This is a genomic window from Geomonas ferrireducens (assembly GCF_004917065.1).
GTDB classification, from domain to species: Bacteria; Desulfobacterota; Desulfuromonadia; order Geobacterales; family Geobacteraceae; genus Geomonas; species Geomonas ferrireducens.
Genome location: NZ_SSYA01000003.1, coordinates 526,577 through 544,408, shown reverse-complemented (window position 1 = coordinate 544,408; position 17,832 = coordinate 526,577). Strand labels below are relative to the sequence as shown.

At 61.7% G+C, this 17,832-nt stretch carries 16 protein-coding genes; 7 read left to right on the top strand and 9 right to left on the bottom strand.

Translation table 11 applies throughout. The features are described from left to right. Positions 1 to 270 precede the first annotated feature (270 nt). Positions 271 to 642: a hypothetical protein gene (locus tag E8L22_RS18205; protein WP_135872032.1), complete on the top strand. Its 372-nt coding sequence runs from the start codon at positions 271 to 273 to the stop codon at positions 640 to 642. Positions 643 to 730: 88 nt separating this feature from the next. Here E8L22_RS18205 and E8L22_RS18200 read toward each other — a convergent pair whose 3' ends face one another. Next, the gene (locus E8L22_RS18200) at positions 731 to 1,588 is read right to left on the bottom strand and encodes an SDR family oxidoreductase (RefSeq protein ID WP_136526540.1); all 858 of its coding nucleotides are present in this window, start codon (positions 1,586 to 1,588) and stop codon (positions 731 to 733) included. A 97-nt stretch (positions 1,589 to 1,685) separates the two neighbouring features. Between E8L22_RS18200 and E8L22_RS18195 the strand changes: the two genes are divergently transcribed. After that, complete coding sequence (locus E8L22_RS18195) at positions 1,686 to 2,096, top strand: winged helix-turn-helix transcriptional regulator (protein ID WP_136526539.1); 411 nt, start codon at positions 1,686 to 1,688, stop codon at positions 2,094 to 2,096. Positions 2,097 to 2,114: 18 nt separating this feature from the next. Here the strand turns inward: E8L22_RS18195 and E8L22_RS18190 are convergent, their stop codons facing one another. The 5 genes from E8L22_RS18190 to E8L22_RS18165 all read right to left on the bottom strand — a co-directional run bounded on the left by E8L22_RS18190 (position 2,115) and on the right by E8L22_RS18165 (position 6,230). Beyond that, entirely contained in the window at positions 2,115 to 3,131 is a 1,017-nt protein-coding gene (locus E8L22_RS18190) for a DUF3187 family protein (RefSeq protein WP_136526538.1), read from the bottom strand. Continuing rightward, a complete protein-coding gene (locus E8L22_RS22075; protein ID WP_246044772.1) occupies positions 3,128 to 4,645 on the bottom strand; it encodes a 2-dehydropantoate 2-reductase in 1,518 nt (505 codons plus the stop codon). The genes E8L22_RS18190 and E8L22_RS22075 overlap by 4 nt, the downstream gene beginning before the upstream one ends. 323 nt (positions 4,646 to 4,968) lie before the next feature. Then, positions 4,969 to 5,241, bottom strand: coding sequence for a YtxH domain-containing protein (locus E8L22_RS18175; RefSeq protein ID WP_136526537.1), 273 nt, complete (start codon positions 5,239 to 5,241; stop codon positions 4,969 to 4,971). Between the two features lie 27 nt (positions 5,242 to 5,268). Beyond that, complete coding sequence (locus E8L22_RS18170; protein WP_136526536.1) at positions 5,269 to 5,865, bottom strand: DUF3618 domain-containing protein; 597 nt, start codon at positions 5,863 to 5,865, stop codon at positions 5,269 to 5,271. Next, entirely contained in the window at positions 5,781 to 6,230 is a 450-nt protein-coding gene (locus E8L22_RS18165) for a phage holin family protein (RefSeq protein ID WP_136526535.1), read from the bottom strand. Before E8L22_RS18165 ends, E8L22_RS18170 begins: the two co-directional genes overlap by 85 nt. A 288-nt stretch (positions 6,231 to 6,518) precedes the next feature. Between E8L22_RS18165 and E8L22_RS18160 the strand changes: the two genes are divergently transcribed. Continuing rightward, positions 6,519 to 6,884, top strand: a complete 366-nt coding sequence (locus tag E8L22_RS18160; protein ID WP_136526534.1) for a DUF3135 domain-containing protein — start codon at positions 6,519 to 6,521, stop codon at positions 6,882 to 6,884. Between the two features lie 86 nt (positions 6,885 to 6,970). Here E8L22_RS18160 and E8L22_RS18155 read toward each other — a convergent pair whose 3' ends face one another. Next, a complete protein-coding gene (locus tag E8L22_RS18155) occupies positions 6,971 to 8,023 on the bottom strand; it encodes an adenosine deaminase (RefSeq protein ID WP_136526533.1) in 1,053 nt (350 codons plus the stop codon). 208 nt (positions 8,024 to 8,231) lie between these two features. On the opposite strand from E8L22_RS18155, the gene E8L22_RS18150 reads away from it, so the two are divergent. Next, the gene (locus E8L22_RS18150) at positions 8,232 to 9,818 is read left to right on the top strand and encodes an L-lactate permease (protein WP_136526532.1); all 1,587 of its coding nucleotides are present in this window, start codon (positions 8,232 to 8,234) and stop codon (positions 9,816 to 9,818) included. Here the strand turns inward: E8L22_RS18150 and E8L22_RS18145 are convergent. Beyond that, complete coding sequence (locus tag E8L22_RS18145) at positions 9,815 to 10,204, bottom strand: hypothetical protein (protein WP_136526531.1); 390 nt, start codon at positions 10,202 to 10,204, stop codon at positions 9,815 to 9,817. The two genes, E8L22_RS18150 and E8L22_RS18145, sit on opposite strands and share 4 nt — an antisense overlap. Before the next feature lie 314 nt (positions 10,205 to 10,518). On the opposite strand from E8L22_RS18145, the gene E8L22_RS18140 reads away from it, so the two are divergent. Continuing rightward, positions 10,519 to 11,895, top strand: coding sequence for an ABC transporter substrate binding protein (locus E8L22_RS18140; RefSeq protein WP_136526530.1), 1,377 nt, complete (start codon positions 10,519 to 10,521; stop codon positions 11,893 to 11,895). Between the two features lie 281 nt (positions 11,896 to 12,176). Here E8L22_RS18140 and E8L22_RS18135 read toward each other — a convergent pair whose 3' ends face one another. Next, complete coding sequence (locus tag E8L22_RS18135; protein WP_136526529.1) at positions 12,177 to 14,075, bottom strand: methyl-accepting chemotaxis protein; 1,899 nt, start codon at positions 14,073 to 14,075, stop codon at positions 12,177 to 12,179. Positions 14,076 to 14,299: 224 nt separating this feature from the next. Between E8L22_RS18135 and E8L22_RS18130 the strand changes: the two genes are divergently transcribed. Both E8L22_RS18130 and E8L22_RS18125 read left to right on the top strand, forming a co-directional pair. Then, positions 14,300 to 16,075, top strand: a complete 1,776-nt coding sequence (locus E8L22_RS18130; protein ID WP_246044770.1) for a transporter substrate-binding domain-containing protein — start codon at positions 14,300 to 14,302, stop codon at positions 16,073 to 16,075. Next, entirely contained in the window at positions 16,072 to 17,487 is a 1,416-nt protein-coding gene (locus E8L22_RS18125; protein ID WP_136526528.1) for a sigma-54-dependent transcriptional regulator, read from the top strand. The genes E8L22_RS18130 and E8L22_RS18125 overlap by 4 nt, the downstream gene beginning before the upstream one ends. Positions 17,488 to 17,832: the final 345 nt, after the last annotated feature.

Below are 17,832 nucleotides of genomic sequence, written 5' to 3'. Positions count from 1 at the left end.
TATGCCTCAAGACCGCACAGCCGGAGTTCCCCCGTCGCCAGGGTCCGGCATTCTCGGTTCTCGAGTGTTCGCTCATGTTCCAAAAGCCTTGCGTTTTTTCAATAGCACAGGCGGGCCCTTTGAAAAAGGGAATTCGCTCTGAAAGGATCGGGGGCATGTCCGTGGAGTCTTGAGAATTAGCTTGAACAGCGACTGAGTTTAAATTAGATTAGGCCAACAGCCCGACGGCAAGTCCGTGATACCGCGTCCTCTCTATCTAAGGAGTTCCCCATGCGTTACATCAACACCGACAAGATCCTTGCCGCCCAACTCACCACTCCGGCCGAAAACCCGCTCGTCGGCGACGACACGCGCCTCATCGACGTCTGGTTTGACGGCAGCGCGGTGCGCAAACAGCTCTTCAAAAAAGTGCACAAGACCGAGCAGGAAGCGATGGCCCAGGAGCTCGAGAACAGAGGTTTTCTCCGCTCAGGCAATCTCCTCATCAATCCGCGGGCCGTACTCTTCGCCGAGATGGAGCACGAGATCGTCGGCGGCCTCGTCACCATCGGTTACCAGGACAACGGCAAACCGGTGGAACTCAAGGTGGATACCAAGGCGTTCAAGGACCTGTGCGAGCGACTGGCCGGTGAGCAAAAATGATTTAAGCGGTGGCAATAAAAGCGACAAGAAGCCCGCCGGGGGATCCCGGCGGGCTTCTTTGCATTTGGAACGTAGCGGTTTAGCTACTTCAGGCGCCTATTTTGCCCTGGGCTATCACCGCTGCGGGAGAGGTGGTCGGCCTGCCGATCAGGGCGCTCAACTGGTGACCGCCGTCGAAGAGGCCTCCCCTGGCTGCGCCGCTGTCTGAGTCGGCCAAAAGTGCGGCAAAAGGCTCGGGAAGTCCGACGGATACGAGCAGTTTTTTGAACTCGAGCTCGGGAAGGTTCACGTAGTTCACCTGTTTGCCGTACTGCCGGGAAATCTCGGCGGCGAACTCGGTGAGGGTGTAGGCGGTGTCGCCGGCCAGTTCGTAGACCCGTCCCCCCTCCCCTTCCCCGGTGAGCACGGCGACGGCGGCTTCCGCGTAGTCGGCACGGGCGGCCGACGCGATCCGGCCTTCGCCGGCGGAGCCGTAGAAGGCTCCATGCTCGACCGCCGAAGGAACACTGGCGGCGTAGTTCTCGGTGTACCAGCCGTTGCGCAGCATCACGAACGGTACGCCGGAGTCGCGGATCATGGTTTCGGTGGCAAGGTGCTCGGCGGCAAGGCCGAGGGGCGAGGTGTCGGCATGCAGCAGGCTGGTATAGGCAAGCAGTTTCACGTCCGCTTCCCTGGCTGCTTCGATGACGGTGCGATGCTGGTTGATGCGCTGCCCGACCTCGCTTGAGGAGATGAGCAGGACCTTTTCGGCTCCGGCAAGCGCCGCCTTCCAGCTCTCGGGAGCGTTGTAGTCGGCCTTTCGGACCTGCACTCCCAGGGAGGCGAGATCTTTTGCCTTGTCCGGATTCCGTACGGCGGCAACGATGCTCGAGGCCGGCACTTTCTTCAGAAGCGATGCGATTACGAGACGACCTAACTGTCCGGTAGCTCCGGTAATGACGATCATGTGACTAACTCCTTTATGTCCGGGTGCGATGTATGTTACAGGTGGAGCATAACAACAATACTTTCAAAAAGTAAGTACGCACAAAAAGGTAAGTATCATGAGTGAGTCGAAAACCGTTAGCCTGGCGGATCAGATGCGCCGCGGAGAGCTGTTCTCCACGCAGTGCCCCTCGCGTGAAATACTGAAGCATGTGACCAGCCAGTGGGGGGTCCTGGTACTTGTCGCCCTTATGGGAGGGACGCACCGATTCAGTGAACTGCGGCGCAAGGTGGGAGGAGTGAGTGAAAAGATGCTTGCGCAGACGCTTCAGTACCTGGAGAGGGACGGCTTTGTCTGTAGGGTCTCGTTTCCTGTGGTGCCGCCACACGTGGAATACTCGCTGACCCCGCTCGGAAGGGAGATCGGGCTGAAAGTGGAGGCCCTGGCGGACTGGATCGAAGGCAACCTGCCGAGCATCATGTCCGTTCAGCGAACGGCGAATCAGGAAGTAGTTGAACAGCAGGCTTAGCGGAGCAACTCCTTCGCCCTAGAAGCGCTGCCCCAGAGCGAGGTGAAGGGCGACGTCCGGAGAGGCGCCGACGATGATGTCCTCGGAAAGGGCGATATCGAGCGTTGTCGAGGGGGTGAAGGCGTAGGTGCCGCCGAAAAGAAGCTGCACGGCGGGGGAGGTCAGCTCGCTCAGGTCGCTGTCCTTGTAGAAGGCGGTGTGCCCGGAAAACTGCACCTTGAAGGCGATGAAGTCGCGCGGGGACCAGCCTCCGCCGACGGTTCCGAAACCGACCAGATTCTCCTGCTGTCCCTTCAACACATCCCCATCGGTGAGCCCCATGCCGCCGAGCGCACCGAAGAGGGTCGCATGCCCCCATTTCCCCGGGAGTTGGTAGTCATCGCTTCCGGTAAGCCAAAGGGCCAGGTCGGTGCTGCCGCTGCCGGTAAGCCTCGAGCTGCTTCCGGTTGGAAGCTTCACGCTGGCACGCAGCGCAAGCGCGCGCGGGTTGACGCTACGGTCGTGGTACAGCTGCCATGCGCCGTTGAGCCGGACGTCGCCCAAGCGGAAGGTGGCGTTTTCCATGCGAAGCCGCTCCTCCCCATCACGCTCGTACAGGAAAAGGAGCCGGTCGTCGGGCGAGCTCAAGCGGTTTCCCTGGGGTAGCCCGAAGAAGCGGTGCCATTGTTTGATGAAGCCGTCGAAGATCCCCCCGTTGTAGGCCACCATGGGGAGATCGAAACCGAGTTCGAGGTTCTCTGCGACGCCGTAGCGAAAGGCGAGCGTGCTCCGCTCGCTCTCGCCGTCCAGAAGCAGACGCTCCCGTGCGTTCTCGTTATCGACATCGCTGTTCGCGACGTCGAAGGCCAGAAGCCCCCAACCCCGCCCAGCCGGCTGCACGACGGCGCTCTCCGCCGCCGGCAGACCGTAGATCTGCACAAGGGGATTCTGGTTGAAGGTGTAAAAGGGGGTTATCGCCAGCGGTTCCGCACCGACGCCGGAAGCCGTGACGGCGACTAAAAAGAGCGCAACGGCGAAGCTTGCAAGTTTCCTCATCGATCCTCCCCGAACCACCCCTTCTCGTTTTCCTCGGCAAGGCGCCCCCGCAGGTACTCCCACAACGCCGGGCAGCCCGCCTCGATAGGAGGCCCGATGCGTCCTATCACCCGTTGGTAGCTGATGCCGTTTTCGCGCCAGCTCTGCCCCTCGTTCGCCAGGTTGAGCAGAGCCGGAATGGCGCGGTCGGCGGCGTGGGCGAAACGCGCCTCCGGGGTTACGGCTTCCTCGAACTCGAGCCAGAGGCCCAGGAAAAAGGAGCGCTGCGGTTCCTGCACCATCCCGAAGATCCTCCGCACCGCCTCCAGTTCGGCGGCCTTACGCTCTTCCCATCCCTCGGTCGCATAAACGATGGTGTCCCCGGTATCGATCTCCCCCACATCGTGCACGAGGAGCATACCGACAACACGGTGCATGTCCAGCACAGTCCGGGCATAGGGCTGGAGCGAGTAGGCCATCATGGCGATATGCCAGCTGTGCTCGGCCGAGTTCTCGTAGCGGTCACTCCCCTTTGAACGGTTCTTGCGGGTCACGCTCTTCAGCTTGTCAAGCTCGAGAATGAAGTCCACGGTGCGTGAAATCGTCATCTTCCCCCTCTCCTTCTCGTTTTCAATCCGCTTCAGTTCGGTGAAAAGCTCCCGGTTCACCGGCGTCGGGATCCGATACTGCTCGCCCATGGCGATCATGGTTCCGGCCAGCATGTCCACCTCGGCCGGACGTCCCGCTTCCACATCCTGGAGCATCGAGGTCTTCCCGGAAGCGCCCAAGGTTCCAAGTACGCGGTACCACTCCTCCAGGTCACGCTCGGAAAGATCCACCTTTTTGGCCGCGGCAACGGCGATAACCTCGCGCATGGCGGCGTCCATCATTTCCCGCGCGCGGGCGGACTCCCTGATGGCGCCGTAGGTCATGCCGAGTACGGCGGATACCTGGTTCACGCCCACGTTGATCATGTACTTGAACCAGAGGCTGCGCACCATGTCCGGCGGCACCTCGTGGTTGATGCCGGCACGCCGGAAAAGGTCGCCGACAAGGCGGACCCGCTCGTTTTGCTCGGTGTTGTCACGCTCGCCGAAGAGGATGCGTCCGAGGTTCTGGTAGGTGACCGCGTTACCTTCGCGGACGGCATCGATGCCGAGCGACAGGGCGTACAGCACCTTGTCCCAGCCGTACACCGCCGCGATGCGCTCCTCGCTGTCGATGCCGTTCATGACCGAGAGGATGACGGTGCGCTCACCGACGACGCGGCGGATGCCGGCAATCGCCTCGTCGAGCTGCCGGTGCTTCACCGCCACGATGACCAGGTCCGCGATGGGCGCCTCTTCCGGGGTGAACGCCGGGATGGGAAAACTTGTACCGTTCACGAGCACCCCGTCGGCCGCCAGCTTTTCGCGGCGGGACCCGTCGGCGATGAAGAAGACCGAGTCACGGTCGTGGGTAAAAAGGAGGCTGCCATAGACGGCGCCGAGCGCTCCGGCGCCGATGATGGCGATCTTTTGGATGGGTCGGTTCATCAGGTTCTCGAATGGGAAAAATTTTAGGCAATTTGTCATACTGCGGCGGCGCCGTCAACCCTGGTTTGGGGGAGGTTGTTGAGTAAAGGCAAATCCCCCCTGTCCCCCCTTCGCAAAGGGGGGAACGTTAGGCCCATGTTGCACTTCGTGGGCAGTTACACCTCGGCCCCGCCGGAATTACCTGGAGAACCTTCCGAAGTGGGGACGCGGGGGCTCGGGCAATGGTTCGTGGGCTGCTGGGAAGACCATTTTTGAGAGGGCGCAAAAAAAGAGGCTGCCTTTTCGGGGCAGCCTCCTGCGGGGCTTTTCGGCCCGCGCGGTTATCAGTGATACTCCTCAACGTTCGACGATAGCTCCGAGACCTTTTCTTCCGCGTACTCGCGCCCCTTGCGCAGGTTCCGGTTCAGCTTGTCCTGCACTTCGGTGGTCAGCCCTTTCATCTTCGAAATGGCGTCGCCGGTCACGTCGGATACTTTTTCCCTCATCTCGTGCCCCGTTTTCGGGGTGTAAAGCAGGGCAAGCCCCGCCCCTACCAGTGCCCCGGCCGAAAAGCTCACCACCTCAGCCGTGGTGCTCGCGTGTCCGTGTCTTCTCATGACGTCCTCCTTCCAGCCTTGCTGGTTCTAGACTCTGCCGGCCTTGCGGTTGTACCAGTAGCTCCCAAGGGCGGCGCCTACGCTTGCCGCCAGACCACGCCAGGCAAGCTTTTTCCCTTCCCGCGGCGTGCCATGCTTTTGCGAGACCCGCTTGCCGCTCAGGAAGGATTTGAGGGCGGTTGCCGCAAGAGACCACCCCGATACCGGCGCTGCAACGGCGGCCGACCTTCCCGCGTTCAGCCTGCGCAGAAGCAGCCACAGGGCACCGGCTCCCGCTGCCCGGGCCGCGCCCCCCGTCACGGGAACTTCAATCGTTTTCTTCATCCCGACGCCGGCGGTGACCCTGTCGCGTACCCGCTTGTTGCCAAGCGCCATGAGCGCTGCGCTTGCGCCGAGCAGCGAGGCCTGCACCGAGGTCCGCTGCGCCAACCGCAACACACCTGCGATCCCTTTCCACGCCAAAAGTTTCGCCCGGCGTACACCGCGCGCCTTCAGTTGATGCGGCGAAAGGCGTTCCTCAAGGTCGTGCACGGTCCGGGTTATATCGCCTTCCGTGTGCCGGATCTGCTCGCGAATCTCGTCCGCCGATGCGTGCTGCTCGTGAACCTTAACGTTTTCGCCCATTTTACCGTCTCCTTCAAAGCCCCCATCGTCTGCGTGGGCTTTGCATCCATATCCTTCACATCCTTTCCGCCCTTGAGAACGAGCACCGCTCCTATCGCAAAGAGGCCCAGCGCCACCAATAGCGCCGCACCCCACGCCGGCATGATCGTAGCGAGCCCCAGCACGATAGCCGCCGTCAACACCAGGAGCCCCGTGTACAAAAGCACTCCCCCCACGGCGATGGCGGCCGCGTCCTTGGCGGCATGTACCACCTTCTCCTTCATCTCGGCCGCAAAAAGACCAAGTTCCTGCCGGAGCAGCTCACGTAACTCACCGCCGAGCTCCGACACCAGTTCACCAATGGTTTTCTCCTTTTTCTCCGGCATGACAGCCTCCTTTCCGCATGACGACCGGGCATCACTCCGAACCAACGTTACCGATAATTAATGTTAAGAAATTTAAACTTTTATTGCAAGGGGCGCTGCACCCTGCTGCCGGAGACGGGAATGCTCTAAAGCGGGGGTGCCGGGAGAGCCGGAAAACCGAGCATTGTCTCAGCCCGGAGCCGTATACATTTTGCTGGCATTTTTTTGTAATTTGAAAGACAATTAGAAAAACTCAATCGGGCGTTTGAGTATGGCTTTTATTGCAATGTAAGGAAGAAGGAGAGTGTCATGAGTACCAGACGAGAGTTCACATCATACACCCCGGGAGAACTGCGGGAACTATACAAGAGGGACCCCGCCCTGTTCGATGAACTGGCGGACGAAGCCGTGAAGAAGGCCTGCGTGGCCAGAACCCAGGAGAAATCACTGCAACTGCAACGCATGCAATGGTCGATCGGCATGCAGTTGCGTAAGGCAAGCAGCAACGTCGGGCGCATGCACATCATGGAGAACATCTTTTACAGCGAGGTCTACGGCGAGAACGGTCAGCTTGAAAAACTGGTGCAGACCTGCAACAGCCTGATGCGCACCCTGGGCAGGAAGGACCGCATCGAGAGGAAGGAAGAAGAAACGGTAAAACTGCGCAAGATTTGATGAAACGCAGCGTGTGACAAAAGCGGCCACGGGGTGTTATCTGAGCGCAAAAGGCAGTCTCAGATACCCTCCGCGGCCGCTTTATTTCAGGCCTTTTCCCCGCATGCGACGGCGAAGAACTCGTCGAGCGCCGTCACCCACCCATTTTTCACCTCTTCGGCAACGAAAGACGCCTCGAAACTGTTTCGCGCCAGTCGGTACGCCTCGCGCGCGCCGAGCTCCGGCAGGGCCGCGAAGGTCGCCGCGTAGTTGTCGTTCAGATAGCCTCCGAAATACGCGGGGTCGTCCGAGTTGACGGTGGCGGCGATGCCGGCCTGAAGTAGCCTACCCAGGTTGTGGTCGTGCATCTCGTGGAAGACGGCGAGCTTCACGTTGGAAAGCGGGCAGACCGTGAGCGGCACCCTCTCACGCGCCAGCCGGGCCACGAGGTCGGGGTCCTCCAAGCAGCGCACGCCGTGATCGATGCGCTCCGCCTTCAGGATGTCCAGGGCATCGCGGATGTAGTCCGCCGGCCCCTCTTCGCCGGCATGCGCGACGATGTGCAGCCCCAGTTCCCGGCAGCGTGCGAAAACCCGTGCGAACTTCACGGGCGGGTTGCCCCGCTCGCCGCTGTCCAGCCCGACACCTGTGAAGAGGTCGCGGTACGGCAGCGCTTCCTCCAGGGCGGCAAAGGCCTCCTCTTCGCTTAGATGGCGCAGAAAGCAGAGGATCAGCGAAGCGGAAACGCCGAGCTCTTCCCGTCCGCGACGCACCGCACGGTCCAGTCCGCCTATCACCGTCGCAAAGGGGATGCCGCGCGAGGTGTGCGTCTGCGGATCGAAGAAGATCTCGGCATGGAGCACGTTGTCGGCCTTGGCGCGGTTCAGGTAGCTCCAGGCCATGTCGAAGAAGTCCTGTTCGGTCTGCAGCACGCCGGCGCCCGCGTAGTAGATGTCGAGGAAGCTCTGCAGGTCGGTGAAGGCGTAGGCCGCACGCAGCTCCTCGATGGAGGGGTAATCGAGCTTGATGCCGTTTCTCTGTGCCATTTCGAAGATCAGTTCCGGCTCCAGCGAACCTTCTATGTGTATGTGCAGTTCCGCCTTGGGCATGCGGTTGAGTATGGAGGAAAGCTCCCTGCGCGGGATCGATTCAATGTTCATGGGGGTACTCCTGTTGCTTTGAATGGTGCTCCTCGGCAGAGGAAGCCGCGGATTGTGCCACAACGGCACAAAAGCCACAACACTTCCTTCCAAAGAGACGGCAAATGAGCATTTATTTCTGGAACCGTGAGGCTGGTTCCTTTATGATGGGGCGCTTGTGCCTGGTAAAGCCTGCGGCACAAAGTCACTCCCGAAAGGAGCCTCATCGATGTCCCCGCTGCTGCTTACCCTGCTTCCCATTCTCGTCATCCTCGTTCTTCTACTGGTATTGCGCAAGGCGGCCGACATAAGCGGCCTCGCGGGGTGGATCGTCATCTCGCTCGTCGCCTGGCTCGGCTTTGAGACCTCCGCCGAGGTGATCCTGCGCTCCACCGCGGCGGGACTCATCCGCTCCTTTTCGGTGTCGCTCATCGTCGCCACGTCGCTTCTGCAGATGGCGGTGATGGAGAAGACCGGCGCGCTCAAGCGCATCACCATCTTCATAAAGACCATCGCCAGCGAAAACCGGGCGGTGCAGATCATGATGATCAACATAGGCTTCGGCACGCTCATGGTGGCGGTCGGGGCGACTCCCGTCTCGATCCTGCCGCCGATCCTCCTCGCCATGGGGTACTCGAGCACGGTCGCGGTGGCGCTCCCCGCCATCGGCTACGATTCCCTCTGCACCTACGCCCTCCTGGGCGCTCCCATCGTCGTCTTCGTGGACATCGCGAACAGCTTCCTCGGCAAGGGGGAGATCACCCTGCATCAGGCGGGGATGGTGTTCTGCCTTTTCCTGCCGGTGGTATCCACCCTGATCGGGTTCTGCATGCTCTGGATGGTCGGGCGCTGGGAAGGGATCAAAAGCGGCTTTCTTCCCTGCCTCATAACGGGCGGCGTGATCGGCGTGGTCGCCTCCTTCACCAACCGCTACGACAACCTCGTGGTGCTCACCGGGGTGATTTGCGGCATCGCCGTGATCATCGCCATGGCGCTATACCTGATCGTCACCGGGCATCCGGTACTGGATCAGAGCCGGCTGACCAAGGACGAACTCGCCTTCTGCCGCGCCTTTCCGCTCTGGCGCGCCGTGATGCCGTGGCTTTTGCTGGTGCTCCTCATCCTCGCCCTGAACCTCCCGAAGGAGATGTTCGACCTCCTGTACCGCACCCTGAAGCTGCCGGTCGCAGGGCTTTCCGCCGACGGCAAACCGATCGACACCCGCGCCCTCTGGCAGGCCTACACCTGGATCCTCGCCAGCACGCTGCTGGCACTCCCCTTCCTGCGCCCCACCGGGCAGCAGCTGCGCGAGGCAGGCGCAGTATGGCTCAAGCGGGCGCCCCGCCCGGTGTTCGCCGCCGCCATCTTCTTCGCCATCGGCGAGGTGATGAACATGACCGGGTACGACATGGTAACGCACCAGTTCGCCTCGCCAAGCATGGTGCGCGTCTTAGCCGACGCATCGGCCCAGCTGTTCCAGGGGGCGTACGGGCAGGTGGTCGCTTTCATAGGGCTTTTCGGGGGCTTTATAACGGGGAGCGAGGCGTCCACCATCGCCATGTTCGCCAAGTACGCCATGTCGACGGCTCGCAACCTCAAGATGTCCACCGATGCGATGCTGATCATAACCGCAGGGCTCGCCTTCGGGGGAGGACTCGCCAGCGTTGTTTCACCGGCGAAGCTCCAGAACGCGGCCGCCGCCATCGACAGGATCGGGGAGGAGAGCCTCGTCATACGCATCGCCTTCATCTTCGCCATCGTCCTGACCCTGGTCACCTCGTGTTTCGTCGTGGCACTGCTCTGGTTCAGGGGCTAGGACCTTTTCTGCATCCTGCCGCGGATGGCGAAGGAGAGCCGGGCCAGACGGCGGTGCGGGTAGTTTTGGTCGATGACCGGGATACCCTCGACGCAGGTGACGAACCCTTCGGACTGTGCCTCTTCGAAGCAGTCGTGGGCGGCGTTTCTCAGGGTGTCGAAGAAAAAGATGGTGGATATCATGGCGTTGTAGCAGGAGATCCCCAGCACCTCATGCCCCTTCAAACCGCTCGCGAAGCCGCTGCAGGCGACCAGCGCGACGAATGGGGCGGTAACGAGCGCCGTGTAGAGGATTAAGGTGGCACGCGCCCTTATCGCCTCCTTCGTCAGTTGTACGCCTTCCCAGGGGTCCTCATCCTCATATCGATAGTAACCGTGTTCGCGCATGGCTCCCCCCACTCTCTCAGGAGACTGCTGATGCCGGGTTGCTCCAGAGCACAATTGTACCGGATTTCCCGACGTCGTCACAATATCGACACGGCAGCGGCTCCCCCAGTCATACCGTTTTTCCTGTGAGAAAGACGCCATGCCGCTCAAGATGGGAACGATTATGCCGAAACAGTTTACAAAAGCGTCATAAGCACCATGCGCCCTCCGCACCGGAGACTTTCTGTCAAGAGTGATAAGGAAAAGCTCTTGAGGAGGTGCGCCGTCCTCTGCTCACCGGCTGGCTAACTCCAGGCCGGGTGGAGAAACGAATTATGAAGAAAAGCATGCTCCGGCTGCTCCTGTTCTTCCTCACCATAATCCATCTAATCGTTCCGGCCGGTGCCACCTGCGCGTACGCCGCTGAGGTTAAGACACGTCAGAAGGTCCTGATCCTCAACTCCTACCATTCCGGATACCGGGGCTCCGACGACATCGCCAAAGGGTTCACGGAGACGCTGCTTAAATCCCTCCCCCAGACGGAAATAAAGACCGAGTATCTGGATTCGAAGAATTACAGCGGCAGCGCCTTCGACGCTAAAATCGTCGACCTGCTCAGGTTCAAGTATGCGCGGCGGCACTTCGACCTCATCCTTTCCACCGACGACTACGCCTTCGACGTCCTTGAAAAAGGGCGCGAAAGCACCTTCGGGGCCACCCCGGTCGTCTTTTGCGGGACCAATTCCTTCGATCCCTCCAGGCTCAAAGGGAAGCGCGGCATCATCGGCATCGACGAACGCCCGAGCTTCAAGGATACGCTTGACCTGATCTTCCGCCTGCACCCGAAAACGCAGGAGATCATCGCCATAAGCGACCAGTCGGTGACCGGGAGGCTGAACGAAGAAGAGTTCCGGCAGGCTGCCGCCAAAGTCACCACCAAGGCCCGGTACACCTACCTGGCGGGACTGCGCATGGACGAGCTCGTCGCCCGTGTGAAAAAAGTGAAGCCGGACAGCGTAATGGTCTACTTCGCGTCCTTTGTCGAGGACAGGAACGGGGAGCGCATCTCCAGCAACGACGCGTTGAGGATCGTTTCCGACGCGAGCCCGGTGCCGATTTACGGCGGTTGGGAATTCAGCCTAGGCAACGGCATCGTGGGCGGGCGCCTCATCAACCTGCGCGAACACGGCGCCGCGGCGGCGGTAATGGCAGTCAGCATCCTCAAGGGCACCGCGGTCGCGACCACGCCGAGCATCGCACCGAGCCCCAACAAGGACATGTTCGACTACAAGCAGATGCAGCGTTTCCGCATCCCGGAATCAAGGCTGCCCAAGGGGAGCATAGTGATCAACAAGCCCCCCAACCTGCTCTGGAGCCTCAGGGTTGAAATCCTCGCCACCATCTCGATCATCCTTCTCTTCGCACTGATCGACAACCTGTTCAAGCTCGTCCACAGCCGCAGAACCATCAAGAAACACCGGGACGCCCTTATCGAGCGGAACGCGGAGTTGGAAGAGGCCCTGTCGAAGATAAAGGTGCTCGAGGGAATCATCCCCGTCTGCATGTACTGCAAACAGGTGCAGAACGACGAGCAGAGCTGGCAGCAGATGGAATCCTACATCTCGCAGCACTCAGAGGCGCAGTTCAGCCACGGCATCTGCCCGGCATGCTTCGCGGAGAGGTTTGGGGACGGCCCAACCAAGAAGGCGTGATGCGCGGCTCGATGTCGGTTCTCCGCCGTCATTCCCACGCTGCAGCGTGCGTTTTACCTGATATCTGCTGCCCTATTCAGGGCTAATCCCATGGTTCCCCGAAATTTCCGGTTGAACCTTCGTAAAGGGGGGGAACGTAAGACCTCATGCAGCAATTTATGGGGAGCTATACTCAGCCTTCCAGAAATTCCCTGATGAACCTTCACAAGCGTGGAAAGGCGTAAAAAAAGGGGGGGACGAGTGATCTCGTCCCCCCTTTTTGCGTGTGCGGTGCGCGGGTCCTACAGCTTGAACTTCCCGACGATCATCTGCAGTTCGGCGGAGAGTTCGGAGAGTCTGGAGGCGGACTGGGCGGAGTCCTGGGCACCGCTGGCGGTCTCTTGGACCACGGCGGTCACCTGCTGGATGTTGTTGGTGATCTCGCCGGTGGTCGCTCCCTGCTCCTCGGCGGCAGTGGCGATCTGGTTCACCTGGGTGGTCACGTCGTTCACCTGCTCGAGGATGCTGGCAAGCGCCCCTTCCAGCTGCGCCGCCTCCTGAATCCCCTGGTCGGTCCCACGCACCCCTTCCTCCATGGAGGCAATGGCGGCTTTCGTCTCCTGCTGGATCGCCTTTATCATCGCGCCGATCTCCTTGGTCGCCCGCGTGGTGCGCTCGGCAAGAGCCCGAACCTCGTCGGCGACCACGGCGAAGCCGCGGCCCTGCTCGCCGGCGCGCGCAGCCTCTATGGCGGCGTTCAGCGCAAGGAGGTTGGTCTGGTCGGCGATATCCTCGATGGTCGCGACGATCGCCCCAATCTGCTCGCTCCTCTCGCCCAGCGACGATATCGCCTGGGCGTTGTCACGGGTCAATTCCCCGCGCTCGCGGATGCCGTTCACCGTGCTGGTGACCACCTTGAAGCCGTCATTTGTGGTGTCTGCGGCGCGCTGGGCGCTCTGGGCGGCGCGGTGGCAGTTGTCGGCTATATCGGCGGCGGTCGCGGCCATCTCCTCGCTCGCCGTCGCCACGGTGGCGGTCTGCCCGGCCACCGATTCGGCCCCTACCGAGATCGACATGGAGGTTGCCGTGAGCGCGTTGGATTCGGAGGCGAGCGCGCGGGAGGCGTCGGCGATCTGGCCGATGATCCCTCCCATGTGCTCGACGAAGGTGTTCAACTTTTCGGCGAGGAGCCCGATCTCGTCGTTACGGCTTCCCACGTCCACGCGCTTGGTCAGGTCCCCCTCACCTTCGGCCAGGTCGGAAACGCGGTGGCAGAGGATTCCCAGGGGGCTCAGGAGGCGGCGCAGCACGAAGAAGATCAGCGTGATGCCGCCGGCAAGGAAGATGGCGCCCAGCACGACCAGCGCAGTCACCTGCTTGTTGACCGGGGCGAAGGCCTCGGCCTTGACGGTGGTAACGCAGAGATACCAGTCCGCCGCGGGGATTTTGGCGTAGGTGGCGATCTTCTCCTCACCGTCCGTGGTGTATTCCAGCGTTCCACTTGGTGCCGCCGACAGCTTGGCGCTCAGGTCGCCAAGCCCGGTGGCGAGTTCCTGGAACTTCTTCTTGAGCACCAGGTCCTTTTTCGGGTGGATCAGGATCTTGCCGGTCTTGTCGATGACGAAGGCGTAACCGGAGCCCCCCACCTTCACGTTCAGCACCTGCTTGACCACGTCGTCGAGCATGATGTCGGAGCTGAGCACGCCGGTGAAGGCGCCCCCGGCAGTGATCGGGGCGATGAAGGAGATGATGGTCTTGCCGGTCTGTGCGTCGACGTACGGCTCGGTCTGCGACACCTTCATCTCGCTCTTGGCCTGCTCATACCACGGCCTCTTGCGATGGTCCCATCCGGCATCCGGGACCCAGCCGTCGGAGGAGACGAACGTGCCGTTCTCATAACCGGGGTAGACCGTAGAGAATCCGCCGGCCCCGGCCAGAAGCTGCACGAGCTTCATGATCTGGTCCCTGGACTGCCCCTGCTCTTTGGTGAGGTCCTTGGCGCCTGCGGCGATGATGGCCTCTTTGGACAGGAGCCACGCGTTGACGCTGGCAGCGTTGTCATTGGCAAGCGCCACCTGGGAACTGCTTATCATCCCCCCCATGATCTTGCGGGTGCTGCTGGTGGCGGCGATGATGAGCGCGATGAGCGCCACGGCAAACATTATGACGACAGTAACGTTTACCTTGCTTCTCAGGTTCATAAGGTACCTCTTCTATATGTGATGTGTATTCGGAACGGAAATGCTCCGAAGGTAAGCCCGGCGCAGGTCATATCGTTGTCTTCGGCGCATGATCCGGGCACTTAAGGGAATTCCCGCAGCGCCAACAAACATTGGACAAAAATAATGACTTTACGCCGTTGCGCCGTTAGTGATAGCCGGAAGAACTGCTTGCAAGCTGCCGGATTGACAGATAAGCTGCATCGATGATGACTACATCTGCCCGCTTCAGATTCATACTGGCCACCCTCTTGTGCCTTGTCGCCACATCGCTGACAGTGTGCCTGTCAGGTGCCGGCGCCGTCGATGGTGCAGCGGAGGGGGGAGAGGCACCGGCGCTCGTGGTGGTAGGCGGCGACCGCAGCTATCCCCCTTACGAGTTCCTGGACCGGGAGGACAAACCCAGCGGCTACAACGTGGAACTCACCCGCGCGGTGGCCCGGGTGATGGGGCTCAAGGTCGAGATACGCCTGGGTGCGTGGTCGGAGCGGCGCAAGGATCTGCTGAACGGGGATGTCGACATCCTGGAAGGGATGTCCTTCTCGGACGAGCGAGCGCAGAGCATCGATTTCTCGCCGCCGCATACCATCGTGCACCACTCCATCTTCGCCCGCAAAGGGGGCAACCGTCACCTCACCCTCGCGGACCTGCGCGGCAAGGAAGTCCTCGTCCTGAACGACGGCATCATGCAGGAGTTCCTGGCGGCTAAGAAGGTGGGGGCGAAGATCGTTCCGGTCCCAACGCACGCCGACGTGCTGCGCGCGCTCGCCTCAGGAAAGCACGACTACGCAGTGATGGCGAAACTCCCCGGCCTCTACCTGATCCGGGAGCTCGGGCTCGCGAACCTTGAGGCGGTGGGTGACCCGGTATCGGCCCAGCAGTACTGCTTCGCGGTGAAGAAAGGAAATGCGGCGCTTTTGGCCCGTTTCAACGAGGGGCTCGCCATCCTGAAGAAGACCGGCGAGTACCAGAGGATCTACAACAAGTGGCTCGGCGTACTGGAACCGCCAGGGCTCACCTGGAGCGAGGTGTTCAAGTACGGCGCCATCGTGGTGCTGCCGCTCATCCTGCTCGTGGGGGGGACGGTGCTCTGGTCGCGCACGCTGCAGCGCGAGGTGGCGGCGCGCACCGCTGAGCTCACCCGCGAGGTAGAGGAGCGGCGCCACGCCGAGGAGGAGCTCAGAAACCGCCAGCAGCAACTGGTGCAGGCGGACAAGATGGCGGCGCTGGGGATCCTCGTCTCGGGGGTCGCCCACGAGATCAACAACCCGAACGGCCTGATCCTTTTGAACCTCCCGGTGATGATGGAGGCGTTTAGGGACGCGGAGCCGATCCTCGAAGAGCATTTCGAACGGCACGGCGACTTCGAGTTCGGCGGGCTCCCTTACTCCCGCATGCGCGAGGTGCTCCCTAAGCTCATGGGGCAGATGCAGGACGGGTCGCGCCGGGTGAAGCTCATCGTCGAGGACCTGAAGGACTTCGCGAGACAGCAGGAGCCGGGCAAGAGTGCCGAGCTTGACCTGAACGAGACGGTACAGGCGGCGCTGCGCCTATTGGCGAACCTGATCGAGAAGAGCACCGACAACTTCACCGTGTCGCTCGGCGAAGGTATCCCGAAACTGCAGGGAAGCGCCCAGCGCATCGAGCAGGTGGTGGTGAACCTCCTGGTGAACGCCTGCCAGGCGCTCCCCGCCCCGGAGCGGGGCATCGAGCTCGCCACATGGTTCGACGGCGCGGAAAACAGCGTCATTCTCGAGGTGCGCGACCAGGGAACCGGAATCGCGCCGGAACATCTGCAGCACCTGACCGATCCGTTCTTCACCACGAAGCGCGAGAGCGGCGGGACCGGCCTAGGACTTTCCGTTTCGAGCGGCATCGCGAAGGAGCACGGCGGCGGGCTCACCTTCACCTCCGAGCAGGGCGCCGGGACCACGGCACGGCTCACCCTTCCCGTACCTCAGCCAAAGGAGCAGCAGTCATGAGTGCGACCCTCTACCCGTCCTTCGGCATCCTCCTAGTGGACGACGAGCCGGATTGGCTCTACTCGATGAGCATCACGCTGGAGCGCGCCGGGCTGAACAACATCCTCACCTGCCAGGACAGCCGCGAGGCGCTCTCGATGATGGCGCGGCACGAGATCGGCCTCGTGCTCCTCGATCTCACCATGCCTCACCTCTCGGGAGAGGAGCTTCTGGAGCGGATCGCCGAGGAGCACCCCGAGGTGACGGTGATCATCGTAAGCGGTCTGAACCAGCTGGAGACCGCGGTGCAGTGCATGAGAAGCGGCGCCTTCGACTACTACGTGAAGACTTCGGAGGAGGGGCGCATCGTCAAGGGGGTCAAGCGGGCGGTGCGCGAGAAGGAGCTGCAGCTCGAGAACCGGGAGCTCAGAAACCGCTTCCTGTACGACCGGCTGGAGCACCCGGAGGCCTTTCGCGACATCGTGACCGGCGACAAGGGGATGCGCTCCATCTTCCAGTACATCGAGGCGGTGGCGGTGAGTTCGCAGCCGATCCTGGTGACCGGGGAGAGCGGTGTCGGCAAGGAACTCGTCGTGGCGGCGCTGCACCGTCTTTCCGGGCGAAAGGGTCAGTTCGTCGCTGTGAACGTGGCGGGACTCGACGACGCCATGGTCTCGGACACCCTCTTCGGGCACGTGAAGGGGGCGTACACCGGTGCTGCCGAGGCGAGAAGCGGCATGATCGAGCAGGCCGCGGACGGGACCCTGTTCCTCGACGAGATCGGCGACCTGAGCCTTGGCTCCCAGGTGAAGCTCCTGAGACTTTTGCAGGAGGGGGAATATTACCCAATCGGGAGCGACCGGCCGAGGCGCATGAGGGCGCGCGTGGTGGTGGCAACACACCAGGACCTGGCGGCGCGCCAGGCGGCGGGCGCCTTCAGAAAGGACCTCTACTACCGGTTGCGTGCGCACCACCTGCATGTCCCGCCGCTGCGCAAGAGAAAGGAAGACATCCCGCTGCTTTTGGATCACTTCCTCGAGCTTGCCTGCGCCGAGTTCGCCAAGAAAAAGCCGACCCTCCCGAAGGAGCTCGCCGTGCTGCTCTCCACCTACGACTTTCCGGGAAACGTGCGCGAGTTGAAGGCGATGGTGTACGACGCGGTCAGCCTGCACCAGGGGGGTGTTCTCTCCATGGAGGCGTTCATCCGGGCCATCGGGGAGCGGCCGGCGCATCCAGCCGAGGAGTTGCACGCCGAGCCCGCCGAGAACCCGTTCTTCAACGTGGAGCGTCTCCCAGGTTTCACCGAGGCGATCGATCTCTTGGTCGCCGAGGCGGTGCGCAGGGCCGAAGGGAACCAGTCCATCGCGGCCAGGCTTCTCGGGGTGTCGCAGCCGACGCTCAGCAAGAGGCTAAAGCAGCGCAGAGAGTTTTAGGTTCTTCCAGAGAATCGTGAACTCGGTTAAGTGTGTCCACGGAGCACTGCACGAGACCTCGCGCTCCCCCCTTTGCGAAGGGGGGACGGGGGGGATTTGCTTTCGCTTTCCGGTTTCCGTCGGATGAACATGATTCCAGGAGTTGCGTTCCTCTTGAACAGCCTGGCACAGCTGTTCGGTTTCTGTCATTTTCTTGAGAAGCGTCGCGATCGCTGCGTCAGCAGGTGCGGGCATGGTCTGACCAAGGCAAATCCCCCCTGTCCCCCCTTCGCAAAGGGGGGGACGCTTGGGGTCGTGCAACGATTCATGGACAGATTGAATCCGCTTCCAGGATTCCCAGAAAGA